The following is a 24,843-nucleotide window of genomic DNA, read 5'->3' on the forward strand; positions in this document are numbered from 1 at the left end:
GCGGCCACTCGTCCGTGGGGCGCCGGGAGAAGCGGGGTACAGCTGTGAAACCTCCGATCTAGCCTCTCGGCAAGGCCACGGAGAGGGGACCCGCGATGACCGCAGCGTTCGTCGAGGACGGCCAGGCACCGGATGCGCGCGCGTGGGACTACCTGCTGCAGACATGGCGGGAACTGGACGTGCCCGAGGGGTGGCGCGCCGAGATCGACCAAGGACAGATCGTCTTGGTACCACCGCCGCACGCACATCACAGCGGCATCGCCGCGAAGGTGCAGCGACGCCTTTACCGAGGGCTTCCCGAAGAACTCGGGATCTACCAGACCCTCGGCATCCACGTGGCGCCGCTCGGCAAGCTGTACGTGCCTGACCTCGTGATCATGCCGACCGAATTGATCAACACGGCTGATCCCGACACCAGCGACCCGCTCGACGCCGCCGAGGCGCTGCTCATCGTGGAGATCACATCGAAGGGGAACGCGCGGGAGGACCGGACCAAGAAGTACCGCGCCTACGCGCGTGCGGGCGTCCCGATGTACCTCCTGATCGACCGTTTCGACACCCGGGGCCCGATGTCCACGCTGTTCACGGAGCCGAACGAGGACGGCACGTTCAAGCACACGGACGCGGCGCCCTTCGGTAAGCCGCTGGCCCTCCCGGCGCCCTTCGACGTGTCGATCCCGACGGAGGAGTCCCCGGGGGCTGTCACTCCGTAGGCGTACGGGCCCCTACTCCGTCCGCGGGCGGGTCACCACCTTGATGTTGAAGGTGTGCGACCCCACCCCGCCCGCGATCCCCATGAAGAGGAACGCGAAGTGCTCCTGGCCGCGTGCGGTGGTGATGCCCCCGATGTCCAGCTGGGAGGAGGGCGGCCAGCCGAGGTCCGTGAGGAGGTGGCCGGTGGTCCGCTTGGCCTCGATGTCGTCGCCGGAGAGGAAGACCGTGCCCGGTTCGGTGAGTTCGCCGGGGGCGGTCATGGTGGTGGAGTCCATCGTGCAGAGCGTCTTGACGACGGGGGTCAGGGGGAAGGCCTCCTGGATCAGCTCGCCCAGGCTGCTGTTGGGGTGGGTGAGCTCGGTGAAGTCGTCCGAGAGGCCGACCCCGACGTCGATCAGTAAGGTCCCGGCCAGCGCGGGGGCCCCGATGGAGTGCAGCAACGCCACGGAGACGCCTCCCGGCGTGGCGTTGACGAGCACCTCCGCGTGTGCGGCCGTCTCGCCCAGGCCCGCGACGGGGAGATCGAGGCCGGTCCGTTCCTCCGGCCGGCGTGATCCGAGGAGGACGTCGTGTCCTGCGGTGCGCCAGCCGTGGGCCAGGGCGCGGGCGACATTTCCGGTGCCGAGCAGTCCTATACGCATGGGGCGACGCTAGCCAGCGGGAGCCGGGGGACGCATCGGGCGGCAGGAGGGGGCGGGGTGGGGCCTGAGGCGTAGTCCTCCCGTCCTCAGGCCCCGCCCCGGCGGGGGGCTCAGACCCCTGCGGGGGCCTTCGCCGGGGAGCCGGGGTGCGTGTTGCCCGTGGCGGCGACCGTCGACGGGGTCGGTTTCTGGGAGACGTTGAACTCGCTCAGCAGGTCCTTGCTGAACCCGAAGAAGTACGTCGCGGCGAACCCGGCGACGTACCCGACGAGCAGCCCGCCCGCGTAGATCGCGATCGTCGTGCCCAGGCCGTGGTTGCCGTCCACGAGTGGGAACAGGGCCCAGCCGGACGGGCCGATGGCCGTCGAGCCGACCTTGTCGCCGAGCTGGTTGAACAGGCCCACGAAGCCGCCGCCGAACGCGCCGCCCACGCACGCCGTGATGAACGGGCGGCCCAGTGGGAGCGAGACGCCGTAGATCAGGGGCTCGCCGACACCCAGCAGGCCCGCCGGGAGCGCGGACCTGATCGTGCGGCGGATCGACTCGTTGCGGGGGAGGCGGAAGTAGACGGCCATCGCCGCGCCCACCTGGCCCGCTCCGGCCATCGCGAGGATCGGGAGCAGGACCGTGTAGCCCTGCTGTTCGATGAGGGTGGTGTGGATCGGGATCAGCGCCTGGTGCAGGCCCAGCATCACCAGGGGGAGGAAGAGGCCGCCGAGCACGAAGCCCGCGCCCGCGCCGCCGTTGGCGAGCAGCCAGTCCGCGAACGTACCGATCGCCGAGGACACCTCGCCCGCCACGTACATCAGGCCGAAGATCGTCACCAGGCCGGAGATCAGCACCGTCAGGGTCGGGGTGACCAGGACGTCCAGCGCCTCCGGCACCCATCGGCGGCACCACTTCTCCACGTACACCGCCAGCACCGCCGCGCCCAGCGCGCCGAGCACACCGCCCTGGCCGGGGGAGAGCGTCTGGCCGAAGGCGTCGATGTTCGCGACGCCCGGGAAGACGATGATCGCCGCGACCGCACCGCCCAGGATCGGCGTACCGCCGAACTCCTTCGCCGTGTTGTAGCCCACGAACACCGCGATCAGCGCCATGAAGCCCGATGCCATCGCCGCCAGCGCGGGTGTCACGGCCGGCAGCCAGCCCAGGTTCACCAGCAGGCCGTTGAGGCCCGCGATGATGCCGCAGCCGATGAGGGCCGGGATCAGCGGCACGAAGATGTTGGCGATCCTGCGCAGGAACAGCTTGAACGGGGTGGCGTTCTTCGCCTTCTGCTGCGCCTTGATCGCCGCGCCCTGTGCCGCCAGTTCCTCGGCCGAGACGGCGGCGACCGGCGCGGGGGCGGCCTCGCGGGCCTCCTCCACCAGCTGCTCGAACTCCGGGGTGACCCGGGCGACCGTGCCCGGACCCAGCACGATCTGGTACGTGTCGTCCTCGACCACCCCCAGCACGGCGGGCAGGGCCTTCAGCGCCTCGTCGTCGACGAGGGAACGGTCGTGCAGACCAAGGCGGAGCCGGGTCATGCAGTGGGCGATGGAGGCGACGTTCGCGGCCCCGCCGACGAGCGGCAGGATCGCGGCGGCGGTGGCGCGGTTCTTGTCTTCTGTGGCCATGGTGCTCGGTGCCTTGCTGTGCGGGGGGTGGGGTTGGGGTACCCGGGTGGGTCAGGTGGTGCGTACGGCCGCGAGGGCGGCGCGGAGGTGGCCGTCCGACTCGGTCAGGAGCCGGGCGGCGGTGGGTCCGTCGACCCCGCCGAGGACGGCGAGGATCGCGTGCTTGACCTCGCCGTCGGTGGCGGCGAGCGCGGCCTCGATCTCGGCGTCGGACGCGCCGGTGGCGAGGGAGACGATGTGCCGGGAGCGGGCCCGGAGCTTCTCGTTGGAAGCGCGGACGTCGACCATGAGATTCCCGTACGTCTTGCCGAGCCGGATCATCGTGACGGTCGAGATCATGTTGAGGACGAGCTTCTGGGCCGTGCCCGCCTTCAGCCGGGTCGAGCCGGTGAGCAGCTCGGGGCCGGTGACGATCTCCAGGCCGTGCTCGGCGGCTGCGGCCAGCGCGGAGTCCGCGTTGCAGGAGAGGCCGATGGTCAGGGCGCCCTGCGCGCGGGCGTGCTCGACCGCGCCGATCGCGTACGGCGTACGGCCGGAGGCGGAGATCCCGACCACCGTGTCGTCCGCGCTCAGCTTCAGCGCGTCCAGGTCGGCGGCGGCCAGCTCCTTGCTGTCCTCGGCCCCCTCGACGGCCTTCACCATGGCCGACGGGCCGCCCGCGATCAGCCCGACGACCTCGGAGGGGTCGGTGTTGAAGGTGGGCGGGCACTCGCTGGCGTCCAGCACGCCCAGCCGGCCCGCGGTGCCCGCGCCCGCGTAGATCAGGCGGCCGCCGCGGGCCATGCGCTCGGCGGCGGCGTCGATCGCGGCGGCGATCTGCGGCAGCCGCTCGGCGACGGCGGTGGGGACGGTGGCGTCCTCGCCGTTCATGATCCGGGCGATCTCCGCCGTGGGCAGCCGGTCGATCTCGGCGAACTCGGGGCGGAACGCCTCGGTGGTGAGCGTGGCCAGCTGGGCGCGGAGCTCGCCGTAGCTGTCGGTGGTGCCGGAGGCGTCGGTGGTGGAGGTCATGGAGGGCGGCTCTGCTTTCTCGTGCTCGTGCTGGTTCTCGTACGGGTCGTGCGGGGGTCAGCGGGTGCGCGGGTTGTGGCGGTGGGCGAGCGCCTCGTAGGAGGCGGCGAGGGCGGGCGCGGCCGTCTCGTACGTCCGCTGGGCAACGCCTATGAACAGGCAGTCCACGACCAGGAGCTGGCTCGTCCGGCTCGACATGGCGGCGGGGCGCAGCTCGCTCTCGCGGGCGGTGGACGTGGTGAGGACGTGGTCGGCGTACTGCGAGACGGGTCCGTCGGGCCGCCCGGTGATCGCGACCGTGGTCGCCCCCCGGTCGAACGCGACCCGCAGCGGCTCGATGACGTCACCCGTCGAGCCCGAGTGCGTGATCGCGATGGCCACATCGCCGGCGCGCAGCTGCACGGCGTTGGTCACCGCGAGGTGCGGGTCGGCGTGGGCGTGGGCTATCAGGCCGATGCGGAGCAGCTTCTGCGCCAGGTCCTGGCCGACGAGGGAGGAGGCGCCCACGCCGTAGATGTCGATGCGGCGGGCGGTCGCCGCGGCGGCCACGGCGGCCCCCAGCTGTACGGTGTCCAGCCCGGCGGCGGTGTCCGCCAGGGTCTGCTGCTCGTCGAAGGCGAGCTTGGCGACGACCTCGGCGATCGGGTCGTCCACGGCGATGTCCGCCGTGACGGCCGGCGAACGGCCGGACTCCTGGTGCGCGGCGAGCCCGGCCAGGGCGAGGCGCAGGTCCCGGTAGCCGGGGTAGCCGAGGAGGCGGGCGGTCCGGACGACGGTCGCCTCACTGGTGCCGGTGAGCTCGGCGAGACCGGTGACGGTGAGGGCGGCGCATCCGGCCGGATCGCCCGCGACGGCTTCGGCGACCAGCTGCATGGAGCGGGTCATGGAGGGCGCGAGCGTCCGCACCTTCGCGGCGAGGGCCGCGGGGGCGGGCGGGGAGTCGCCGCTGAAAATTTCCTTCACGTCTTGGGTCACATCTGAAAGATATTTTCAACCCGGGGGTCCGTCAACCCCCCCTGTGGTCCTGTGGTCTCCGCCTCTGGCGGTGGGGCTTCCGCGCGCGGGCCGCACAATGGGGGTATGGAGCTGAACCCCCTGGAGCAGGCACTGCACACCGCCCGCGCACTGGTCATGGCCGATCTCGTCGCGGGCGATGTCGCCGAGGCCGACGTCGTCTCGTTCGTCGAGGACGCGGTGACGCACCGCCGGTGGTGGGTCGAGCAGTGGCCCGAGGGTGCGGAGTTCGTCGCCGGGCTGATCGCCCAGGACGTGCAGGACGCCCTGCTGGAGAAGTACGGGCGGTGGCCGCTCTGCCCCGCCTGCGCCGAGGACGAGCCGCACGCGCTGGACGTCGAGCCGGAGCTGGGGCCCGACCCGCACTGGGTGTGCACGAAGGCGGCCGTGGCCGTCGCGCCGGTGGGGGCGCTGGGCGAGGTATTGCGGCGGTGACCCTCTACATCGACCCGCCCACCTGGCCCGGACACGGCCGCCTCTGGTCGCACCTGGTCAGCGACGTGTCGTTCGAGGAGCTGCACACGTTCGCCGCCGTGATCGGCTGCCCGCCGCGCGCCTTCGAGCGCGACCACTACGACGTGCCGGAGGCGTACTACGCGGACGCCGTACGGGCGGGGGCGCGGGAGATCGGCTCGAAGGAGCTGGTGCGCCGCCTCACCGCCGCCGGGCTCCGGCGGCCGAAGGGGCGGGCGGCGCCGGGGTAGTGCGGCCGCCCACGCCGGTGGGTGCCGGGGCGGGCGGCCCCCCCTGGTGGCCGCCCGCCCTGTGCGGACTAGGAGAGCTCGCCGTCGTAGTCCGGGAGCTTGAAGGTGCGCTCGGCGTGGCCGCCCACGATGTCGGTGGTGTTGTTCCCGATGTTGGCGATGATCTTGTACCCCTTCGCCTCGATCGCGGCCCGCTGCTCGGTCTTGTAGGCGCTGACCTCCTCGAAGAGGTCCGGCAGGCTGCGCACGTACAGCCCGTCGACCGGGTAGCCGGCCTTCTTCAGGTTCCAGTCCGTGAGGGAGTGGATGATGCCCGGCCGGGCGGTGACGAAGAAGACGGCCACACCGCGCGTATCGGCGTAGCGGGCCAGGTCGCGGACGTCACGGACGGCGGGGGTGGGCAGCTCCCAGAACGGGTGGAAGTGCGTCTCCAGCGCGGTGTTGTCGATGTCGAGGACGATCGCCTGCTTCTCACCGCCCGCGTTCCCGGTACGGGACTCGATCCAGGGGCGCGCCTCGGCGACGACGGCCGCGACCTCCTGCCGCCAGTCGTTGTAGTCGACGCTCGCGGCGAGGGCGGCCGGGGCGGCGGCTGCGGCGGTGACCTGGGCGGTGGTGCGGGCGGGGGCCGTCTCCGTCGCGTCGGCCGAGGTGACGGGGACCGCGACGAGGGCGAAGGCCGCGGCCAGTGCCGCAGCCGTGCGCTGGATGGTGGCGCCTGCATGCATGGGGACTCCTGGGTGGGAACCTGCCAATGGCCCGTACGCCGTGATCGGACGACGGGTTGTCATGCTCGCGCTCAATAGTGAAGTGCGGGTGGCCGTCTGGCTACTGGTCGGTAGCGTCTTTCCCGTCGGCTGCCGTTCGCCTGCCGACGAGAATCAGCCGGAGGAATCAGCCGGAGGAATCAGCAGGGGGGGCGGGCCTCGGGGTTACGCGCCCGGCGACGCCACGCAGTCCGCCGACGTCACCGGCCCGGTGGCCCCCGGTCCCGGCACCGCACGCTCCGCGCCCGCCGCACTCCCCGTACCGACCGCAGCGCCCGCACTCCCCGTACCGGCGGCAGCGCTCTTCGCGATCAGCCGCGACCGGCTCCGGCCGCCCCCGCCGCGCTGGAGCCGCAGCGACACCGCCACCGCCGCCAGGGCCAGGACCGTCATCGCCGCGCCCGCCCACGCCGTCGCCGCGAAGCCGAAGTCCGCGTCGATCACCGTGCCGCCCAGCCACGGGCCGCTCGTGTTGCCCAGGTTGAACGCGGCCGTCGTCGTGGCACCGGCCAGCGTCGGGGCCGCCCCGGCCACGTTGAACATCCGGGCGTTGAGCGCGGGGGCCGTGAAGAACGCCGACAGACCCAGCAGGAACGCCAGCGCGACGACCGCCGCCTGGCTGGAGGCGAACAGGGCCAGCGCCGCCAGGAACACCGTGGACGCCGTGATGCCGCTGAGCAGCACCCCGAAGAGGTGCGCGTCCGCGACCCGGCCGCCGATCGTCGTACCGACCAGCGCGCCGATCCCGAAGAGGCCCAGGATCCACGGCACCCAGCCCGAGTCCAGCCCCGCCACGTCCGTCAGCAGCGGCGCCAGATAGCTGAACGCGCAGAACACCCCGCCCGCCGCGAGTGCGGTGATCACGATCGCCAGCCAGACCTGCCGGTCCCGGTAGATCGCCAGCTCCCGCCTCAGCTCCGGCTTCTTCTCCGGCAGCGGGATGTACGGGATACGGGTGACGACCCCGATCAGCGCCACCGCCGACGCCGCGCCCACCGCCCAGAACGCCGACCGCCAGCCGAAGTGCTCGCCGAGGAAGGCGCCCAGCGGCACGCCCAGCACGTTGGCGATCGACAGCCCGCCGATCATCACGGCCATCGCCCGCGCCCGCTGGTTCACCGGGACCATCGCGATGGCCACCGCCGCCCCGACCGCCCAGAAACCCGCGCAGGCGAGCGCGCTCACCACCCGGGAGGCGAAGAGCACCTCGTACGTCGGGGCGAGCGCGCCCGCGATCTGCCCGAGGCCGAAGACCGAGATCAGCGCGATCAGGGTGGTGCGGCGCGGCAGCCGCAGTGTGGCCACGGCGAGCAGCGGGGCGCCGACCACCATGCCGATCGCGAAGGCGGATATGAGAAGCCCGGCCTGCGGGATCGAGACGTTCATGTCGTCCGCGATGGGCGGCAGCAGGCCCGACAGCATGAACTCACTGGTGCCGAGGGCGAAGACCGAGAGGCCGAGGATGTATACGGCCGGAGGCATGGACGTGCGGCGGCGTGAGGTGGAGTCGGGCATGACTCGTCCCAACACCGGAGAACGCCTCCGCATTCCCGGCTCCCGGTGGGTGGACGGCCGTCACCCGGGCAGGGCGTGCCGTGGGGCCGGTCACCCCGGCAGGGCGTGCAGCTTCTTCCCGTGCAGGGCGAAGACGTGCTTGCCGTCGGTGGCCACCAGCCAGGAGTGGAAGTCGCCGGACTTGTCGTTGAAGGTCCAGCGCAGGGCGCCGGTCTTCGCGTCGATGGCGTGGACGCCGCCCTGCTTGTCGAGGTCGGTGGCCCCGTAGAGGGTGGAGCCGACCCGGACGAACTGCCGGGGCACCTGCGCGCCCGCGTCCTTGAGGGCCGTGGACTGCCAGACCTTCTTGCCGGTCCGCGGCTCGACGGCCCGGAGCGTCCGGCCGCTGTCGGCGATGTAGAGCACGTCGTCCAGGACGGTCGGCTCCCGGAACGTGGTGAACTGTTCGGCCTCCACGGACCACTTCTCGGACCCGTCCGACAGGGCGAAGGCCTGGAGCCGCTGCCCCTGCGGGACGATCACCAGATCCTGGTGGACGACGAAGGGGCCGTAGCTCGTCTTCGTCGTCTTCTGCGTCCACACCTGCTTGCCGGTGGCGGTGTCGCGCACCGTGAGGTTCTTCTTGAAGTCGGTGTAGACGAGGTAGCGGCCCTGCACGGCTGCGTGGACGCCGTTCTGCTCGGTGCCGAGGTCGCGCTGTTCCTTCCAGGCGAGCTTGCCCGTGCTGCTGTTCAGCGCGGCGATCACGTTCGTACGGGACGAGCCGTCGGCCTCCAGGATCTCGGCGATGACGTACACCTGCGTCCCGTCGACCGCGACCGGCCTGGGCTGGCGGTACTCCTTGCCCAGGTGGCTGCGCCAGGTCTCCTTGCCGGAGGCCGGGGCGTACCCGATGACGTTGCCGTCGTACTTGCCGCTCGCCAGGTACAGGGTGCTGCCGCCGGCGCCGAGCAGCAGCGGGGCCCCGGGGACCGCGCCGCCCGGCAGGGACCACCGCTCGGCGCCGGTCGCCCCGTCGAGGGCGGCCAGCGGGTCACCGCTCGCGATCACCACGCCGTCCACGGCCACGAGTTCGTCGTTGTCCCCGTAGGTCTGTGCCGAGGTCGACTTCGTCCACAGGGGTGCGGGGGCCTTGCCGTCCTCGGTGCCCTTGCCGTCCTCAGGAGAAGCGGTGCGCGGCGGTGGCGTGCTGCCTGCGCCGCCGGTCGCGAGCTCGTCCTCGCAGCCGGTCAGCCCGGCACCGAGCGCCGTCATGGTGAGCGCGCCGCCGGCCAGTCGCAGTATTCGCCGCCGTGAAGTTCTGCCGGCCGTGGTGCCGTGTCCCACGAATCCCTTGGACATTTTTCCGTACCCCCGTGGAGTTGTCAGAGTGTGTGCAACTGCGATGCCAGACGTTAGCGGTCGTCAGGTTCTCCTGGCCGGGCCAGGGCGTGACCGGAACAACTCCGTGAAGGAACCGGAACATTTGCCGACCGGAACCGGAAACAGGGGCCGACCGGAACCGGAACACGGGCCGATCACTGAGGACCGGACGACCCCAGCAGCTCCAGCTCCGTCGCCAGGTTGTGCCGGGCCCGCGCCTCCCACTCGGCCGCCCCGTACGGCGTACGGAACAGCCTCGGCAGCGCGAGGAGCTGCCGCAGCACCGCCGCCCGCCCCGCCCGGAACGCCTCGTCGGGGACGAACCCGTACTCCTCACGTACCTGCGCCGCATAGGCCGCGTACGCGTCCGGGCCGCCCGCCAGGACCGCCAGGTCCGCGTCGCACAGCACCTCGCCGTTGCCGTCCCCCTCCGCCGGGTCGTGCGTCACGGTGAGCCGGACCAGCCGCGCGACCTCCACCGTCACCGCTTCCCCCATCCCCGCCTCGGGCAGTGCGCGTTCGGCGAGGGCGGCGCTGCGCTCCTCGTTCTCCGTGCGGTCGGGCCGGTACACGGCGTCGTGGAACCAGGCGGCCAGGCGCACCGCGTGCACATCGGCGGCGTACCCGGCGAGGGTGTCGATCCGGTCCAGGACCGCCGTCAGGTGGGCGGTGGTGTGGTAGCGCCGCTGCGGCTCCGCCCAACGGACCAGGAGGTTCTCGGCGTACGGCAGGGGGTCGGGGCCGGGCGCTCCGGAACGGGCGGCGAGGAGCGTGTCCCGCCAGCGGTCGGGCAGGGCACGGGTGTCGCGGGGGCGCGGGCTGTCCGTCATGGGACGACCTTAGAGGCTGCGTCCCGTACGGATGAGAGGCCGAGCCCCGTACGGATGAGAGGCCGAGCCCCGCACGGATTCCGGCATCCGGCCCCGGCCGGCGGGCTCCCTGCGGTTGGCTGAGCCGCATGACCACCACATCCGCCGCCACCGCTCCCGTACGCGATCCCGAACTGCCCGGCCTGCTCCTGCGGACCGAGCGTGACGTCCTCCTCCCGCTGCTGCGCGCCACCCCCGAGTCCGCCTTCGGCCTTCGTACCGCGTGCCCCGGCTGGACCGTCCGCGATGTCCTCGCGCACTGCGCCGCCGCACTGACCAGGGTGGTCGAGGACCGGCTGGAGGAAGGGGTGTTCTCCCCCGAGTCCAACGAGCGGGACATCGCGGAGCGGGCCGGTCTGCCCCTGCCCGCACTCCTCGACGAGCTGGAGCGCGGGATGACCGGAGCCGGTCCGGTGATCGCCGCCGCGGGCGGGAAGCTGGACGGGGTCGCGCTCGGCGAGTGGGTGCACGCCGGTGATGTGCGCGAGGCGTGGGGCCTCGAAGGGGCGTACGCCGGGAGCGGGCTGGGGTACGCCCTCGGCCTGCTGGAGGGCGTGGCGTACCGGAAGGAGATGCCGCAGATCGTCGCCCACGTGGCGGGGGAGGAGCCGGCGGGCTGGGGAGAGCCGCGCCCGCTCGGTGTCCGCTCTCCTGAAGACCGCCCGGTGGGCCGGTACCGAGGCGACGGGCCGACCCTGATCCGGCTGTACGCGAACCGGCCGCTGGTGGGCACGCGGTACGAGCTCCACGGCGTACGGGAGGGGGACCTGCACCTCTTCGACCGGCCGCCGAAGCTGGACGGCTGAGGGATGGCTGAGGGACGGCTGGGGGAGCGGGGGATGAAGCCGAGGGAGCAGGCCTTCCGCCCCTCGGACCGGCCCTTGTCGACCACGAGCACAGTCAATAGCGTGCGCCCGGTGAAGATGGACCTGAACGCGGATCTCGGCGAAGGCTTCGGCCGCTGGACCCTGACCGACGACGAAGCGCTCCTCGCCTGCGTCACCAGCGCCAATGTGGCGTGCGGCTTCCACGCGGGCGACGCCTCCGTGATGCGGCGGGTCTGCGATGCGGCCGCCGTCAACGGCGTACGGATCGGGGCGCAGGTCTCCTACCGGGACCTGGCCGGGTTCGGGCGCCGGTCGATGGATGTTCCGGCCGACGAGCTGACCGCCGAGATCGCCTACCAGATAGGCGCCCTGCGGGTGTTCGCCGAAGCGGCCGGCTCCACCGTCTCGTACGTCAAGCCGCACGGCGCCCTCTACAACCGGACCGTCCACGACGAGCAGCAGGCCGCTGCCGTCGTCGCGGGCGTCCGGCTCGCGGGCGGTGGCCTCGCCGTCCTCGGGCTGCCCGGCTCCCACCTGCTCGCCCACGCCTCCGCCGCCGGGCTGCCCGCCGTGGAGGAGGCCTTCGCCGACCGCGCGTACACCGCGCAGGGCACGCTGGTCCCGCGCGGCGAACCGGGGGCGGTGGTGCACGACGCCGACGAGGTCGTACGCCGCGGTGTCGGCATGGCGCTCGACCGGGAGGTCACCGCGGCGGACGGCAGCCGGATACCCGTCGAGGCGCGCTCGCTCTGCGTCCACGGCGACACCCCGGGCGCCGCGGCCCTCGCGCGCCGGGTGCGGGCGGCACTGGAGGAAGCGGGCGTGCGGGTGGAGGCGTTCGCATGAGCCGGGGGGACGGCGGTACGAACCAGGGCGACGACGGTACGAAGGTGCGCGTGCTGCCCGCCGGGCCGCACGCCCTCCTCGTCGAACTGGCCGACGGTCAGCACGCCGAGGCCTTCCACGCCGAGCTCCTCCGCCGGCGCGAACGGGGCGCACTCCCCGGCGTACGCGAGATCGTCCCCGGCGCCCGGACCGTCCTGCTCGACGGGATTCCCGACGGGATTCTCGACGGGATCGAGGACCCTCGGGGCGGTGGTGGCCGGGTGCCCACCGCCCGCGACCGGCTCGCCCGGGAACTCCTCTCCTGGCAACTCCCGCCCCTGCACCGCGAGACGCACGACGCGGTCGAGATCCCCGTCGTGTACGACGGCCCCGACCTGGACGAGGTCGCCGCGCTCTGGGGCGTCGGCGCCGACGAGGTGCCCGCACTCCACTCCCGTACCGCGTTCCGGGTGGCCTTCTGCGGGTTCGCCCCCGGGTTCGGCTATCTGACCGGACTGCCCGAGCGGCTGCACGTGCCCCGGCGCACGACCCCGCGTACGAAGGTTCCGGCCGGGGCGCTGGCCCTCGCCGGGCCGTACACCGGGGTCTACCCGCGCCCTTCGCCCGGCGGCTGGCAGCTCATCGGGCGGATGGTGGACCCGGCGGCCCTGTGGGACCCGGCCAGGGAACCGGCGGCGCTGCTGGGACCCGGGACCCGGGTGCGGTTCGTGGCTGCGGAACCGGAGCGCGTACCCGTACCCCTTACGGAGGCGGGCAGTTGACGTCCGTACGGGAGGGGAAGGGGATCCTCCACGTCGTCCGCCCCGGCGCCCTCACCACCGTCCAGGACGCGGGCCGCCCCGGCTGGGCGCACCTCGGCGTCGGGCGGGCCGGGGTGCTGGACGCCCCCGCCGCCCGGCTGGCCAACCGGCTGGCGGGCAACCGGCCGGGCGCCGCCCTCCTGGAGACCACCGTCACCGGGTGCGCGGTCCGCCCCGACCGGACCGTGGTGGCCGTCGTCGGCGGTGCGGGGTGCCGGGTGAGCGTCGACGGGCGGCCCGTGGCGTGGGGCGCGCCCGTGCGGGTTCCGGCGGGCGCGGTGCTGGACGTGGGCCCCGCGGTGAGCGGGGTACGCGGCTACCTGGCGTTCGCGGGCGGCCTTGAGCCGGAACCGGTGCTGGGCAGCCGCTCGGCCGACCTCCTCTCGGGCCTGGGCCCGGCCCCCCTCCGCGAGGGCGACACGCTGCCGCTCGGCGAACCGGCCGGGGAGCCACCGCAATGCGAAGGCCCCGCCCCCTGGCCCGGCCGCCCCACCGAGCTGGTGCTGCCCCTCCACCTCGGCCCGCGCCACGCGTGGTTCACGGCCGCCGCGCTGCGTACGCTCACCACCGCCGCCTACCGCGTCTCCCCGCACAGCAACCGCATCGGCCTCCGCACCGAGGGACCCGCCCTGGAGCGGGCCCGGGACGGCGAACTGCCCAGCGAGGGCATGGTGCTGGGGGCGATCCAGGTGCCCCCGGACGGGCTCCCCGTCGTCTTCCTCAACGACCACCCGACGACCGGGGGCTACCCGGTCGTCGGCGTCGTACCGGAAACCGCCCTCGCCGTGGCGGCGCAGGCGGTTCCGGGAACGCGGGTCAGGTTCGTACGGGCATGAGGAGCGACTCCCGGCGGCCCCTCACGCACCCTTGAAGCCGCGCAGCCGCAGCGAGTTGCCGACCACGAACACCGACGAGAACGCCATCGCGGCCCCGGCGATCATCGGGTTCAACAGCCCGGCCGCCGCCAGCGGCAGTGCGCCGACGTTGTAGGCGAAGGCCCAGAACAGGTTCGTCCGGATCGTGGAGAGCGTGCGGCGCGAGAGCCGGATGGCGTCGGCGGCGGCCCGCAGGTCTCCCCGTACGAGGGTGAGGTCGCTCGCCTCGATCGCGGCATCCGTCCCCGTACCCATGGCCAGGCCCAGGTCGGCCTGGGCGAGGGCGGCGGCGTCGTTGACCCCGTCGCCGACCATGGCCACGCTCCGGCCCTCCGCCTGGAGGCGCTTGACGACGTCGACCTTGTCCTCGGGCATGACCTCCGCGTACACCTGGTCGGGTGCGATGCCCACCTCGGCGGCGACCGCCTCCGCGACGGCCCGGTTGTCACCGGTGAGGAGGATCGGGGTGAGCCCGAGGGCGCGCAGCCGCTCGATGGCCTCGGCGCTGGTGTCCTTCACCGCGTCCGCGACCTCCAGGACCGCCCGCGCCTCCCCGTCCCACGCCACCGCGATCGCGGTGCGCCCGGCGTTCTCGGCCTCGGCCTTGGCGCGGGCCAGCCTGTCCGGCAGGTGGATCTCCCACTCGGCCAGCAACTGCTCCCGGCCGACGAGGACGGCGTGCCCTTCGACCACGCCCTGGACGCCGAGTCCGGGGATGTTGGCGAAGTCTTCGGGGGTGGGGAGGGTGGCTCCGAGGCGGTCGGCCGCGCCTGTGGCGACGGCCTGGGCGATGGGGTGTTCGGAGGAGTGCTCCAGAGCCCCCGCCAGGCGCAGGACGGTGTTCTCGTCCGTGTCCTGGGCTGTGTGGACGGTGAGGAGGGTCATCTTGCCGGTGGTGACGGTGCCGGTCTTGTCCAGGACGATGGTGTCGACGCGACGGGTGGTTTCGAGGACTTCGGGGCCTTTGATGAGGATGCCGAGCTGGGCGCCGCGGCCGGTGCCGACCATGAGGGCGGTGGGGGTGGCGAGGCCGAGGGCGCAGGGGCAGGCGATGATCAGGACCGCGACGGCGGCGGTGAACGCGGCGGTGAGCCCGGCGCCGCTGCCGAGCCAGAAGCCCAGGGTGCCGAGCGCGAGGGCGATGACGATGGGGACGAAGACGGCGGAGATGCGGTCGGCGAGGCGTTGGGCCGCTGCTTTGCCGTTCTGGGCGTCCTCGACCAGGCGGGCCATGCGGGCGAGCTGGGTGTCGGAGCCGATGCGGGTGGCTTCGATGACGAGTCGGCCGCCGGCGTTGATCGTCGCCCCGGTCACGGAGTCACCGGTGGTGACCTCCACGGGCACGGACTCACCGGTCAGCATCGACGCGTCCACGGCCGAGCTGCCCTCGATGACCGTGCCGTCGGTGGCGATCTTCTCCCCGGGCCGGACCAGGAAGTGGTCCCCGACCTGGAGTTCGGCGGTCGGCACGGTCACCTCGCGGCCGTCGCGCAGGACGGTGACCTCCTTCGCGCCCAGCTCCATCAGGGCCCGGAGCGCGGCTCCGGCCTTCCGCTTGGAGCGGGCCTCGAAGTAGCGCCCGGCGAGGATGAAGGCGGTCACTCCGGCGGCGGCTTCGAGGTAGATGTTCCCGGCGCCGTCGCTGCGCGCGATGGTCAGCTCGAACGGGTGCGTCATCCCGGTCATGCCCGCCGTGCCGAAGAACAGCGCCCACACCGACCACAGGAACGCGGCCGACGTACCGACCGAGATCAGCGTGTCCATCGTCGCCGCGCCGTGCCGGAGGTTGGTCCAGGCGGCCCGGTGGAAGGGCCAGCCGGCGTACGTGACGACGGGGGCGGCGAGGGTCAGGGAGAGCCACTGCCAGTTGTCGAACTGGAGGGCGGGGATCATCGCCATCGCGATGACCGGGACGGCGAGGACGAGCGAGGTGATCAGGCGCTGACGGAGGGCGGTGAGCCCGTCGTCGGGTTCGGACCGCGCCGTCCCGCTCCTCTCCGTGTCCGGCCTCCTCGTATCCGGCGGCGGTGGTTCCTCGGCGGTGTAGCCGGTGGCCTCGACGGTGGAGATCAGATCCTGTACGGAGACGTCCTCGCCCCGGTACGTCACCTTCGCCTTCTCGGTGGCGTAGTTGACGGTGGCCTCCACGCCGTCCATCCGGTTGAGCTTCTTCTCGATACGGGCCGCGCAGGAGGCGCAGGTCATGCCACCGATGGCGAGCTCGACGGTGCCGGTGGCGGTGGCGGTGGCGGTGCCGGTACCGGTGGCGGTGGTGATGTCGCTGGTGGTCGCGGGCACGGGGTCCTCCTCGGGGCGGTTCAGATACCCCTAGGGGGTATCCCTTTCTCCTCTCATGTATACCCCCCACCCCTATGAAACGCAAGGGGCGTCCGGGGCGTCGGCGTCCGCCTTCGCCCCGCTATGGGCGCGAGTCTCGTCACTCGTCTGCGGTGCGGGGTCGCGCATCTTGGCGATCATGCGTTCAGATGGAGGGCTGCGCGGCCGCTCGGCCGCCCCGTAGGCTGGTCATTGGACTAGACCTATAGGTGCGCGTATCGGAGGAATGGGGACCCATGAGCAACCGTGCAGTCCTGGAGGTGATCGCTCTCGACGCGGAGGACGCGGTCGCCGCCCAGGCAGGTGGTGCAGACCGCCTCGAACTGGTCACCGACATGGCCGCGGACGGCCTGACGCCGTCACGGGAGACCTTCGCGGCGATCCGGTCCGCCGTGGACATCCCGCTGCGCGTCATGCTCAGGCTGGCGGACGGGTTCGCCGCCGGTGACATCGAGGTGCTGGCCCGCACGGCCCGTGAACTGCGGGCGGAGGGGGCCGACGAGTTCGTCCTCGGCTTCCTCGACCAGGACGGCCACGCCGACCTCGTGGCCGTCGAGCGGATCGTCGCCCAGCTGGACGGCAGCGCGTGGACGTTCCACCGCGCGATCGACCGGGCCACCGACCGCGACGCCCTGCGCAAGCAGCTCGCGGACCTGCCCGGCCTGGACACGTACCTCACGGCGGGTTCGGCGGCCGGGGTCGACGACGGCATCCCGACGCTCCTCGCCGAGGCCGCCCGCACCGGGGAGCCGGGGTACGAGGCGCAGATCCTGGTGGGCGGCGGGCTCCAGCTCCACCACCTGCCCCAACTGCGGGCGGCGGGCATCGACGCCTTCCACATCGGCGGTGCGGCCCGCCCGGCCGGCTGGTCGGCGCCGGTGGACGCGGCGGCGGTACGGGAGTGGCGCGAGGCGCTCGACGCCTGAGGCGCCAGTAGGCGCGGGGAGGGGCTGGGCCGGCCCCTCCCCACCCCGCCCCCCGGTTTAGACCAACGCCTCCGGCAGTTCCGCCGCGTGCACCACCGTCAGCCCCGACACCGCACGGGTCAGCGCGACGTACAGCCGCCGCAGCCCGGTCCGCTCGTCCGGCTCGCCGTCCACCACGGCCGCCGGCTCGTCCAGCACCACGTAGTCGTACTCCAGGCCCTTGGCGAGCGAGGCGGGCACCAGCGTCAGCCGGGACGCGGCGGTGGTCTCCTCACCGGGCGACAGATGCGCGTGGCCCGCGGCGGCCAGCGCCGCACCCAGCGCCGGGATCCGGGCGTCGGCGGCGATCAGCCCGATGGACCCCTCGTGGAGCAGGGACTCCTCGCAGGCGGCGACGACGGCCGCGTCCAGCGCCTCCGCTCCGGGAACCTCCCGTACGACCAGCGAACCGGGCGACTCACGCACCGACTCCACCGCCGCGAGCCCCGGCGAGATCGCGGGCAGCAGCCGGGAGGCGTACGCGATGACCTCGCGCGGCACGCGGAACCCGGCGGTCAGCTCCTCCACGACCGCGTCCGCCTTCCCCAGATGGAACAGGGCCTCGCTCCAGCTCTCCGTGGACCACGGCGTCGTCCCCTGGGCGAGGTCTCCGAGCACCGTCGCCGAACCCGTCGAGCACCGTCGCCCCACCGCCCGGTACTGCATGGGCGAGAGGTCCTGCGCCTCGTCGAGCACGACATGGCCGAGCGAGTGCGTACGGGCCACCAGGTCACGGGCCTCGTCGATGAGCACCGCGTCCGCCGCCGACCACTTGGCCGTCTTCACGCTGCGGGCGGGCTTCGCCCAGAGGATCAGCTTCTGCTCGTCCTCGCCGAGGAGCCCCTCCGCGTGGGCGGCGAGGAACTCCGGCTCGGCGAGCAGCCTCAGCACGAGCTTCGCCGGGTCGACGGCGGGCCAGATCGCCTTCACGGCGGCCTTCACCGCGGGGTTGCGGGCCACCGTGTTCTGCACCCGGTCGTCCGGGGCCTCGCCCGCCTCCTCCATCCGTACGAGGACGGCGTGCGCGATCCGCTGCGGCAGGGCCTCGTGGGCGGAGCCGTACCGCATGTCCCGGGCGAGCAGCTCGTCCACCATCTCCTCGATCTCGTACGCGGGCACCCGCCAGCGCCGCGACCCGCGCACCACGACGACGGGCTCGGTGGGGGTGGTGACATGCGAGCGGATGGCCCGGCGCAGCACCTCGGCCATGCGGGCGTCGCCCTTGATGACGGCGGCGGCCGCGTCGTCCGTGGACCGGACCTCCACGTCCGCCGTCACCAGGTCGTCCACGGTGGCCTGCTTGACCTCCAGCTCACCGAGGGCGGGCAGGACCTGCTCGATGTAGTGGAGGAAGGACCGGTTCGGCCCGATGACGAGAGTGCCGGTCCGGGCGAGGCGGTCCCGGTGCGCGTAGAGCAGGAAGGCCACCCGGTGCAGGCCCACGGCGGTCTTCCCGGTGCCGGGACCCCCCTGCACACAGACGGTGCCGCCGAGGCCACTTCGTACGATCTCGTCCTGCTCGGGCTGGATGGTGGCGACGATGTCGCGCATCGGGCCGACGCGGGGCCGCTCGATCTCGGCCTGGAGGAGGCGGCTGGTGTGGGCGACCTCGGCGGGGTCGGTGAGGTGCTCGTCCTCGTACGCGGTGAGCTCGCCGGCGGTGTACCCGAAGCGGCGGCGGAGCCCGACGTCCTGGGGGTTCTTCGGGGACGCCTGGTAGTACGGCTGGGAGACAGGGGCCCGCCAGTCGATGACCATCGGGTCCCCGGCGGCGTCGTGGACGTGCCGGCGCCCGATGTAGAACCGCTCGCCCTCCGCACCTTCGGCGAGGTCGCCGCCGACGGCGTGGAGGTAGTCGAGGCGGCCGAAGAACAGGGGGGTGTGGGAGAGGTCGGCGAGCGCCTTGATGCGGTCGTCGATCTGGGACTGGAGCACGGCGGCGTTGACCCAGTTCGCGGTGACATCGCGGATGTCGAGGGCCTGGACGTCCTCGCGCATCGCGCGCAGGGCGGCGCGGGACGCGGCGAGATGGGCGCGCTCGTGCGCCAGGGGGTCGGTGGTGGAATCGCTTTCTGCTACGTGCGCGGGCACGGTGATGCCTCCGGCTCTTCAACGGCTCTTCAACGCAGGACGGCGGACCGCGCCGCGCTCCGGGGACATCCGGAGCCGTCGGGTCCGCTGGGAAGGTTCGTCTCTGTAGGTGTCGGCCGGTTTCCGTCCGGTCGGCGGCGCTCCCCCGGCTGCCGGCGGCGAAGGCCGGTACCACGGTGCGGGAGGCGGGCAGACCGGCGATTGTAGCCGCGGGCCGGGGCCCGGTCGAAACGGTTTACGGGCACCGGGGTGCGCGCAGGGAAGGGTTTACGGCACCGGGGGTACCCGTAGGGGATGTGTGCGGCCCGAGCGGTACCGGAGACCTACGCGCCCGGCGCGCAGGTTCCCTCTGCGGGCCGACGCGCCCATACGGGTGACGGGAGCACCATGGATACATGAGCACAGCGACCCTGAACCCACGCAGGACCGGCCCCGCGCACGGCGCGACCGCGGTCACCGGTCACCACCGCACCCACCGCGTCGGAGACGCCGTACGCGCGATCAAGGTCTTTGTGACGACGGCCTTCGGGGTCGTGGTCCTGGGGGAGTACGCGGAGGAGGCGGGGGTAAGGCGGTCCCGCTGACGCCCTGGTCCGTACCCCCCGGCCCCGCCCCTCCCGCTCAGTTCCCGGCGAGCAGCTCGTCCGCGTCGACGATGCGGTAGGCGTACCCCTGCTCGGCCAGGAACCGCTGGCGGTGCGCCGCGAAGTCCTGGTCGATGGTGTCGCGGGCGACGACCGAGTAGAACCGCGCCTCGTGCCCGTCGGCCTTCGGCCGCAGGACGCGCCCCAGCCGCTGGGCCTCCTCCTGCCGCGACCCGAAGGTCCCGGAGACCTGGATGGCGACGGTGGCCTCCGGCAGGTCGATGGAGAAGTTGGCGACCTTGGAGACGACGAGGACGCTGATCTCCCCGTTCCGGAAGGCCCCGAAGAGCTTCTCGCGCTGGGCGTTGCTGGTCTCGCCCTTGATGACGGGCGCGTCCAGGTGTTCCCCCAGCTCGTCGAGCTGATCGATGTACTGCCCGATGACGAGGGTCTGCTCACCCTGGTGCTTGCGTACGAGCGCCTCGGTCACCTTCCGCTTGGTGGCGGTGGTGGCGCAGAACCGGTACTTCTCCTCCGGCTCGGCGGTGGCGTACGCGAGCCGCTCGGAGTCGGTGAGGTTGACCCGTACCTCGACGCAGTCGGCGGGCGCGATGTAGCCCTGCGCCTCGATCTCCTTCCACGGGGCGTCGAACCGCTTGGGCCCGATGAGCGAGAAGACGTCGGACTCCCGCCCGTCCTCCCGCACGAGGGTGGCGGTCAGCCCGAGCCGTCGCCGGGCCTGGAGGTCGGCGGTGAACTTGAAGACGGGCGCGGGCAGCAGGTGCACCTCGTCGTAGACGACGAGCCCCCAGTCACGGGAGTCGAAGAGCTCCAGGTGCGGGTAGATGCCCTTCCGCCGGGTGGTCAGCACCTGGTAGGTGGCGATGGTGACCGGCCGGATCTCCTTCTTCGTACCGCTGTACTCGCCGATCTCCTCCTCGGTCAGCGAGGTCCGCTTCACCAGCTCGTGCTTCCACTGCCGGGCGGAGACGGTGTTGGTGACGAGGATCAGGGTGGTGGCCTTGGCCTCAGCCATGGCACCGGCCCCGACCAGCGTCTTCCCGGCCCCACAGGGCAGCACGACAACACCGGACCCGCCGTGCCAGAACCCCTCGACGGCCTGCCTCTGGTACGGCCGCAGCGCCCAGCCGTCCTCGGCCAGCTCGATCGGATGGGCCTCGCCGTCCACGTACCCGGCAAGATCCTCGGCCGGCCAGCCCAGCTTCAGCAGGGTCTGCTTGATCTGCCCGCGCTCCGAGGGGTGCACGGCAACGGTGTCCGGGTCGAGCCGGGCGCCGACCAGCGGCTGCACCTTCTTCGACCGCAGGATCTCCTCCAGCACGGGCCGGTCGGTACTGGTGAGCACCAGCCCGTGCACCGGGTGCTTGGAGAGGGTGAGCCGCCCGTACCGCGCCATCGTCTCGGCGATGTCGACCAGGAGCGCGTGCGGCACGGGGTAGCGGGAGTACTCCACCAGGGCATCGACGACCTGCTCGGCGTCGTGCCCGGCGGCCCGGGCGTTCCACAGCCCGAGCGGGGTGACCCGGTACGTATGAATGTGCTCGGGCGCACGCTCCAGCTCCGCGAAGGGTGCGATGACCCGGCGGCAGGCGTCCGCCAGCTCGTGGTCGACTTCGAGGAGCAGCGTCTTGTCGCTCTGGACGATGAGGGGTCCGGTCACGCGCTTCGGCCCTTTCTGCGGGGTGCGGCCACGGATGCGGCCAAACGTCCAGTGTGCCGCATCGCGGGGCGGGGCGGGGTGAGTGCGTGCGGAGCCCGGGGGCGGCGGCCCCGGGCTCAGGCCCCACGCCGCTGCGGCCCGAAGCGCACGGGGACGCCGGGGGAGTACAGCACGCTCACCGGATCACCGGCCGGCGCGGGCAGCCCCCCGGCCGCCACCAGGTCCTCGTCGCACTCCAGCAGCTCCGCGCGGTGCAGGGGCCACTGCGGATGGGCGTTCGGCAGATATACGGTCCGCCCGAAGAACGAGCTGTGCAGCGCCCAGCGGGCGGTCAGGAAGTGCTCCAGGGGCGTCGGCTCCTCGATCGCGTCCCCCGCCCGCAGCACGATCCGGCTCCGCGCACCGCGCGGGCCGGGCCGGCGCCGGGTGCTCGTGTACGTGAGGGTGTCGCCGGAGCGCTCGATGTCCATCCGGGACCACACGTACGGCAGCCGGAAGGCGGCCCGCGCCACGAGGACGGGGATCAGCCGCGAGGCGTCGAGGGACCGGAAGACGACACCGCGCCGCCCACGCTCATCCACGGAGTACAGCCGGACGTTGGTCTCGGGAAAGGTCCCCAGGTAGGGGATGCCCGGCAGCCCGAGCCCGCCCACCCGGTACATCCGGAACGCGACGAGCCCGACGTAGGTCGCCCCGTCGAAGGTGTCCGGCACCGTCCCCGGCGGCAACAGCGGTGCCACATCCGCCGGATCGACCGCCCAGTGCAGGAACGCCAGGTCCAGCCAGGACTGCGTGAGCAGCGGCCGCATCGGCGCGGCGGGCGGGCGGGGCGATACCGGCTCAGGCACCACCGGCTACTCGGTCTCGCCCGGCTGCCCGGTGCGCTTGGCCCGCTTGACGCCGAGTACGGCGAGACCGAGGACGGCCACCGCCACGATCGCCATCATGATCTGCTCGCCGGCGGTCAGGGTTCCGATCATCTTCATCTCCTCGGCGGATCGACTGTGGGGGTGCACGGTGAACCTGTCATGCGGTGTGACCCGCGACAAGCCTCGACGTGATCCTCAGAGCTTCCCTTGAGCGTCCGGGGGCCTGACACCTCGCCCCTATCCCTTCCCGTCCTCCGCCAGCTCCGCCACCCCCGTGATCCGGTGGAGGGCGAACGTGCGGACCTCGTCGGCCGTGTGGTCGTACGCAGTGACGAAGCCGCCCTCCACGCGGACCGGGGCGATCACGCGTTGGCTGGCCGCGCCCTCCGCGTTGACGTAGCCGATCCAGACCGCGGTGCCCGTCATCGCGGCCGCCTGGACCGTGGCCAGGGTCTCCGCCGAGGTGGTGCGGGGGAGGGAGCCGGAGGACGTGGTGGACGACGGGCCACCCTCCGCCGGGTCCTTGCGGATCACCGTGGCGGCCGTGTCGCCTGCGCGGATGGCTCGTACCGCCGCGCCCAGCAGGGTGTCGTCCGGGACCGGGGGGCCTTCGGGGACCGGGGTCGGAGGGGTGCGGGGTGGGGTGCGGCGGGCGCCGGCGCGGGTGATCAGGACGTCGCCCTCGGCGGATTCCGCGGCGGGGGCGTAGCCCATCTCGCGCAGCGCTTCGAGGAGGGAGCCGGGGTCGGCCTGGGAGGCCAGGACCGTGGGGGCGAGGCGGCGCAGGCGCAGGCCCGTCGAGCGGCGGTCGGCCAGGATCTCGTTGAGGACCGCCTCGTCGTCGCAGCGCACGTACGCGGAGGCCGCCCCGATCCGCAGGTGGCCGTGGCGGCGGGCCACGTCGTCGATCAGGTAGCTCAGCGGCTGCGGCACCGGCGTACGGCTGTGCGCGGCCAGGAACGCGTGCAGGTCGGCCGCCGCCTGCCCGGCGTCCAGGGCGCGGCGCACCGAGCCGGGCGTGAAGCGGTAGACCGTCGCGCCGCCCTTCGACTCCACGTCGGCCAGGACCGAGAGGGTTTCGGCGAGGGGGCGTTCCAGCGGGCCCGGCGCCACCGCCGTCAGGTCCGCCTGGAGCAGGACGTGGTCCAGCGGTTCGGGCAGGAGGGGGGCCAAAAAGGCCGCCGCCGTCTCCTCGCCCTCCTCCAGCAGCGCGCGAGCCTGCGAGGACAGCGCGCCCCGGCCCGTGATCCCCAGGAGCTCGGCCTCGTTGAGCGTCCACAGGGCGAGCCGGGAGCGGAGGTCGGTGCCCTCTCCTGAGGGCGAGGAACCCCGCAACGGGCGTTCCCAGCGCAGCCGTCGCAGCAGCGTCTCCGGGTCGGGCGCGGTGCCCGGGGGCAGTTCGGCGAAGAGGGCCAGGACCCGGCGGCGTACGTCGGGGGCGGCCGAGCGGTCCAGTTCGGGGCCGAGCGCGGAGAGGGCCCGGCCCTTCGCGTCCTGGCCGCCGACCAGGCCGGGGACCCGGGTGGCCGGGAGCCAGGCGGTGGCGAGGTGGGTCCAGCGGTGCTGGGCGGAGAGGTCGAGCCACTCGTCGGACGCGGGTGTCGGCGCGTACCGCTCGTCGCTCTCGCCGTCGGTGGCCAGCAGCCCGGCCGCGTAGGCGAGTTCGACCCAGAACGCGGCGATCGGTTCCGTCACGTCCAGCGCTGTCGCCGTGCGTTTCAGCTCTCGTACGCTCAGGCCGCCGGCCCGCAGGATCGCCGGGCCGCCGCCGTTCCAGAGTTTCAGCAGCTCCTCGACGGTCGACAGCGCGGTGAACGCCTGACCGGCCGCCGCTCTGTCCACAGCCTGTGGATCACGTTCGGCCGCCGCCGTGACGACCGGGGGTGCCGGTTCCGGTACGCGGTGGGCGCGCCCGGCACGCAGATGGAGGGCCGCCTCGCGCGGCAGGACCACCGTCCGCGTCGAGACCGGCAGCAGCAGGCCCCGGTCGCGCAGCCACTTCACGGGCGGGGTGGGGTTCGGCGTGACCTCGCCGTACGGCGGGCCCCACACCAGCCGGTCCAGGACCGACAGCGCCTCTACGGGGGCCGTGTCCAGCAGCTCCGCCATCCGCGTCCGGTCCGTGAACAGGGCGGACAGCGCGGCCACCGCCGAGACCGGGTCGTGCGTGGCGTGCAGCCCCGCCGTGGTCAGGATCTCCTGGAGGCGGCCCGGTGACATCCCGGCCGTCGCCTCCGCGACCGTGGGGCCGAGACCGGTGGGGGAGGGGTGCTGCGGGGACGGGGCGAGCAGCTCGCGGGCCGTGCGCACCAGCCGCAGCCGTTCGTCCTCGCCCCAGACCAGGGCCTGTTCGCGCAGCGTCGCCAGCGCGCCCGGCAGCGCGGCCGTGACCGCCGCCCCCACGTCGTCGCGCTGCTCTCCGTCGTCCAGGCCGTCGCCGGTGAGCAGGGAGAGCAGGATGTCGTACGGGGCCGGGTCCGGGGCCACCGCCAGCGCCTCGGCGGTCTGCAGCGCGAACCGGTCCAGGTGTTCCAGCGCGCGGACCACCGAGGCCCGGGTGCCGGCCCTCGTGGCGAGCTGGGTGATGTCGTTCGGCACCGGGTTGAGGAGGTCGGGGCGGGCACGCAGCAGCCCGGCCAGCGATTCGTCGCCCCGGGCGCGCAGGGCTTCGGCGAGCGTGCGCGGTGGTGTGGTCGTCCCCATCCGTCCCACGTTAGCCGCTGAAACGCTACCGTCGGGGCAGGGCCGGTAG

The 24,843-nt window shown here is 73.0% G+C and carries 23 protein-coding genes; 9 read left to right on the top strand and 14 right to left on the bottom strand.

Annotated elements, in window-relative coordinates:
- Positions 1-95: 95 nt before the first annotated feature.
- Positions 96-713: a Uma2 family endonuclease gene (locus IE264_RS21515; protein ID WP_032758849.1), complete on the top strand. Its 618-nt coding sequence runs from the start codon at positions 96-98 to the stop codon at positions 711-713.
- Positions 714-725: 12 nt separating this feature from the next.
- On the opposite strand, the gene IE264_RS21520 is transcribed toward IE264_RS21515, so the two are convergent.
- From IE264_RS21520 to IE264_RS21535, 4 genes are all read right to left on the bottom strand, one after another.
- A complete protein-coding gene (locus IE264_RS21520; protein ID WP_032758850.1) occupies positions 726-1,355 on the bottom strand; it encodes an NADPH-dependent F420 reductase in 630 nt (209 codons plus the stop codon).
- Positions 1,356-1,465: 110 nt separating this feature from the next.
- A complete protein-coding gene (locus tag IE264_RS21525; RefSeq protein ID WP_032758851.1) occupies positions 1,466-2,974 on the bottom strand; it encodes a PTS transporter subunit EIIC in 1,509 nt (502 codons plus the stop codon).
- A gap of 51 nt (positions 2,975-3,025) precedes the next feature.
- Positions 3,026-3,985 carry an N-acetylmuramic acid 6-phosphate etherase gene (gene murQ, locus IE264_RS21530; protein ID WP_032758852.1) on the bottom strand — a complete coding sequence of 320 codons (960 nt, stop codon included), beginning with the start codon at positions 3,983-3,985 and terminating at the stop codon, positions 3,026-3,028.
- Between the two features lie 57 nt (positions 3,986-4,042).
- Positions 4,043-4,960, bottom strand: coding sequence for a MurR/RpiR family transcriptional regulator (locus tag IE264_RS21535; protein ID WP_015610376.1), 918 nt, complete (start codon positions 4,958-4,960; stop codon positions 4,043-4,045).
- A gap of 105 nt (positions 4,961-5,065) precedes the next feature.
- On the opposite strand from IE264_RS21535, the gene IE264_RS21540 reads away from it, so the two are divergent.
- A complete protein-coding gene (locus IE264_RS21540; protein WP_032758853.1) occupies positions 5,066-5,434 on the top strand; it encodes a DUF8819 family protein in 369 nt (122 codons plus the stop codon).
- Entirely contained in the window at positions 5,431-5,703 is a 273-nt protein-coding gene (locus IE264_RS21545; RefSeq protein ID WP_015610378.1) for a DUF4031 domain-containing protein, read from the top strand. The genes IE264_RS21540 and IE264_RS21545 overlap by 4 nt, the downstream gene beginning before the upstream one ends.
- A gap of 68 nt (positions 5,704-5,771) precedes the next feature.
- Here IE264_RS21545 and IE264_RS21550 read toward each other — a convergent pair whose 3' ends face one another.
- From IE264_RS21550 to IE264_RS21565, 4 genes are all read right to left on the bottom strand, one after another.
- Positions 5,772-6,431: an HAD family acid phosphatase gene (locus IE264_RS21550; protein ID WP_032758854.1), complete on the bottom strand. Its 660-nt coding sequence runs from the start codon at positions 6,429-6,431 to the stop codon at positions 5,772-5,774.
- Positions 6,432-6,635: 204 nt separating this feature from the next.
- Positions 6,636-7,952, bottom strand: a complete 1,317-nt coding sequence (locus IE264_RS21555) for a Cmx/CmrA family chloramphenicol efflux MFS transporter (protein WP_078657545.1) — start codon at positions 7,950-7,952, stop codon at positions 6,636-6,638.
- 123 nt (positions 7,953-8,075) lie between these two features.
- Positions 8,076-9,326: a PQQ-binding-like beta-propeller repeat protein gene (locus IE264_RS21560; protein WP_032758857.1), complete on the bottom strand. Its 1,251-nt coding sequence runs from the start codon at positions 9,324-9,326 to the stop codon at positions 8,076-8,078.
- A gap of 176 nt (positions 9,327-9,502) precedes the next feature.
- On the bottom strand, positions 9,503-10,177 hold the full coding sequence (locus IE264_RS21565; RefSeq protein ID WP_032758858.1) for an HD domain-containing protein: 675 nt from the start codon (positions 10,175-10,177) through the stop codon (positions 9,503-9,505).
- Positions 10,178-10,305: 128 nt separating this feature from the next.
- Between IE264_RS21565 and IE264_RS21570 the strand changes: the two genes are divergently transcribed.
- The 4 genes from IE264_RS21570 (at position 10,306) to IE264_RS21585 (ending at position 13,525) form a co-directional block, all read left to right on the top strand.
- A complete protein-coding gene (locus tag IE264_RS21570; protein ID WP_032758859.1) occupies positions 10,306-11,022 on the top strand; it encodes a maleylpyruvate isomerase family mycothiol-dependent enzyme in 717 nt (238 codons plus the stop codon).
- Positions 11,023-11,139: 117 nt separating this feature from the next.
- Positions 11,140-11,889, top strand: a complete 750-nt coding sequence (locus tag IE264_RS21575; RefSeq protein ID WP_032758877.1) for a LamB/YcsF family protein — start codon at positions 11,140-11,142, stop codon at positions 11,887-11,889.
- Positions 11,886-12,650 (top strand): 5-oxoprolinase subunit B family protein, encoded by a 765-nt coding sequence (locus tag IE264_RS21580; RefSeq protein WP_051821920.1) that lies wholly within the window; start codon positions 11,886-11,888, stop codon positions 12,648-12,650. The genes IE264_RS21575 and IE264_RS21580 overlap by 4 nt, the downstream gene beginning before the upstream one ends.
- The gene (locus IE264_RS21585; protein ID WP_032758860.1) at positions 12,647-13,525 is read left to right on the top strand and encodes a 5-oxoprolinase subunit C family protein; all 879 of its coding nucleotides are present in this window, start codon (positions 12,647-12,649) and stop codon (positions 13,523-13,525) included. The genes IE264_RS21580 and IE264_RS21585 overlap by 4 nt, the downstream gene beginning before the upstream one ends.
- A gap of 21 nt (positions 13,526-13,546) precedes the next feature.
- Here IE264_RS21585 and IE264_RS21590 read toward each other — a convergent pair whose 3' ends face one another.
- Entirely contained in the window at positions 13,547-15,769 is a 2,223-nt protein-coding gene (locus IE264_RS21590) for a heavy metal translocating P-type ATPase (RefSeq protein ID WP_229887690.1), read from the bottom strand.
- Positions 15,770-16,137: 368 nt separating this feature from the next.
- On the opposite strand from IE264_RS21590, the gene IE264_RS21595 reads away from it, so the two are divergent.
- Positions 16,138-16,827, top strand: a complete 690-nt coding sequence (locus tag IE264_RS21595; RefSeq protein WP_032759299.1) for a copper homeostasis protein CutC — start codon at positions 16,138-16,140, stop codon at positions 16,825-16,827.
- Between the two features lie 57 nt (positions 16,828-16,884).
- Here IE264_RS21595 and IE264_RS21600 read toward each other — a convergent pair whose 3' ends face one another.
- Positions 16,885-18,957, bottom strand: a complete 2,073-nt coding sequence (locus IE264_RS21600; RefSeq protein WP_015610389.1) for a HelD family protein — start codon at positions 18,955-18,957, stop codon at positions 16,885-16,887.
- Between the two features lie 395 nt (positions 18,958-19,352).
- On the opposite strand from IE264_RS21600, the gene IE264_RS21605 reads away from it, so the two are divergent.
- Entirely contained in the window at positions 19,353-19,541 is a 189-nt protein-coding gene (locus tag IE264_RS21605) for a hypothetical protein (protein WP_015610390.1), read from the top strand.
- Between the two features lie 37 nt (positions 19,542-19,578).
- Here the strand turns inward: IE264_RS21605 and IE264_RS21610 are convergent, their stop codons facing one another.
- From IE264_RS21610 to IE264_RS21625, 4 genes are all read right to left on the bottom strand, one after another.
- Positions 19,579-21,222 (bottom strand): DNA repair helicase XPB, encoded by a 1,644-nt coding sequence (locus tag IE264_RS21610; RefSeq protein WP_015610391.1) that lies wholly within the window; start codon positions 21,220-21,222, stop codon positions 19,579-19,581.
- A gap of 116 nt (positions 21,223-21,338) precedes the next feature.
- A complete protein-coding gene (locus tag IE264_RS21615; protein WP_051821967.1) occupies positions 21,339-22,031 on the bottom strand; it encodes a YqjF family protein in 693 nt (230 codons plus the stop codon).
- A gap of 45 nt (positions 22,032-22,076) precedes the next feature.
- Entirely contained in the window at positions 22,077-22,202 is a 126-nt protein-coding gene (locus IE264_RS38445) for a hypothetical protein (RefSeq protein WP_267065701.1), read from the bottom strand.
- Between the two features lie 126 nt (positions 22,203-22,328).
- A complete protein-coding gene (locus IE264_RS21625) occupies positions 22,329-24,794 on the bottom strand; it encodes a helicase C-terminal domain-containing protein (RefSeq protein ID WP_032759301.1) in 2,466 nt (821 codons plus the stop codon).
- Positions 24,795-24,843: the final 49 nt, after the last annotated feature.

It is taken from the genome of Streptomyces microflavus (assembly GCF_014650075.1).
GTDB lineage: Bacteria > Actinomycetota > Actinomycetes > Streptomycetales > Streptomycetaceae > Streptomyces > Streptomyces microflavus.

Excerpts from the sequence above, each read along its gene's own strand:
- IE264_RS21515 (WP_032758849.1), top strand. The coding sequence starts at position 96 with ATGACCGCAGCGTTCGTCGAGGACGGCCAGGCACCGGATGCGCGCGCG.
- IE264_RS21520 (WP_032758850.1), bottom strand. The coding sequence starts at position 1,355 with ATGCGTATAGGACTGCTCGGCACCGGAAATGTCGCCCGCGCCCTGGCC.
- IE264_RS21525 (WP_032758851.1), bottom strand. The coding sequence starts at position 2,974 with ATGGCCACAGAAGACAAGAACCGCGCCACCGCCGCCGCGATCCTGCCG.
- murQ (WP_032758852.1), bottom strand. The coding sequence starts at position 3,985 with ATGACCTCCACCACCGACGCCTCCGGCACCACCGACAGCTACGGCGAG.
- IE264_RS21540 (WP_032758853.1), top strand. The coding sequence starts at position 5,066 with ATGGAGCTGAACCCCCTGGAGCAGGCACTGCACACCGCCCGCGCACTG.
- IE264_RS21550 (WP_032758854.1), bottom strand. The coding sequence starts at position 6,431 with ATGCATGCAGGCGCCACCATCCAGCGCACGGCTGCGGCACTGGCCGCG.
- IE264_RS21555 (WP_078657545.1), bottom strand. The coding sequence starts at position 7,952 with ATGCCTCCGGCCGTATACATCCTCGGCCTCTCGGTCTTCGCCCTCGGC.
- IE264_RS21560 (WP_032758857.1), bottom strand. The coding sequence starts at position 9,326 with ATGTCCAAGGGATTCGTGGGACACGGCACCACGGCCGGCAGAACTTCA.
- IE264_RS21565 (WP_032758858.1), bottom strand. The coding sequence starts at position 10,177 with ATGACGGACAGCCCGCGCCCCCGCGACACCCGTGCCCTGCCCGACCGC.
- IE264_RS21570 (WP_032758859.1), top strand. The coding sequence starts at position 10,306 with ATGACCACCACATCCGCCGCCACCGCTCCCGTACGCGATCCCGAACTG.
- IE264_RS21575 (WP_032758877.1), top strand. The coding sequence starts at position 11,140 with ATGGACCTGAACGCGGATCTCGGCGAAGGCTTCGGCCGCTGGACCCTG.
- IE264_RS21580 (WP_051821920.1), top strand. The coding sequence starts at position 11,886 with ATGAGCCGGGGGGACGGCGGTACGAACCAGGGCGACGACGGTACGAAG.
- IE264_RS21590 (WP_229887690.1), bottom strand. The coding sequence starts at position 15,769 with ATGACCTGCGCCTCCTGCGCGGCCCGTATCGAGAAGAAGCTCAACCGG.
- IE264_RS21595 (WP_032759299.1), top strand. The coding sequence starts at position 16,138 with ATGAGCAACCGTGCAGTCCTGGAGGTGATCGCTCTCGACGCGGAGGAC.
- IE264_RS21605 (WP_015610390.1), top strand. The coding sequence starts at position 19,353 with ATGAGCACAGCGACCCTGAACCCACGCAGGACCGGCCCCGCGCACGGC.
- IE264_RS21615 (WP_051821967.1), bottom strand. The coding sequence starts at position 22,031 with ATGCGGCCGCTGCTCACGCAGTCCTGGCTGGACCTGGCGTTCCTGCAC.
- IE264_RS38445 (WP_267065701.1), bottom strand. The coding sequence starts at position 22,202 with ATGATCGGAACCCTGACCGCCGGCGAGCAGATCATGATGGCGATCGTG.
- IE264_RS21625 (WP_032759301.1), bottom strand. The coding sequence starts at position 24,794 with ATGGGGACGACCACACCACCGCGCACGCTCGCCGAAGCCCTGCGCGCC.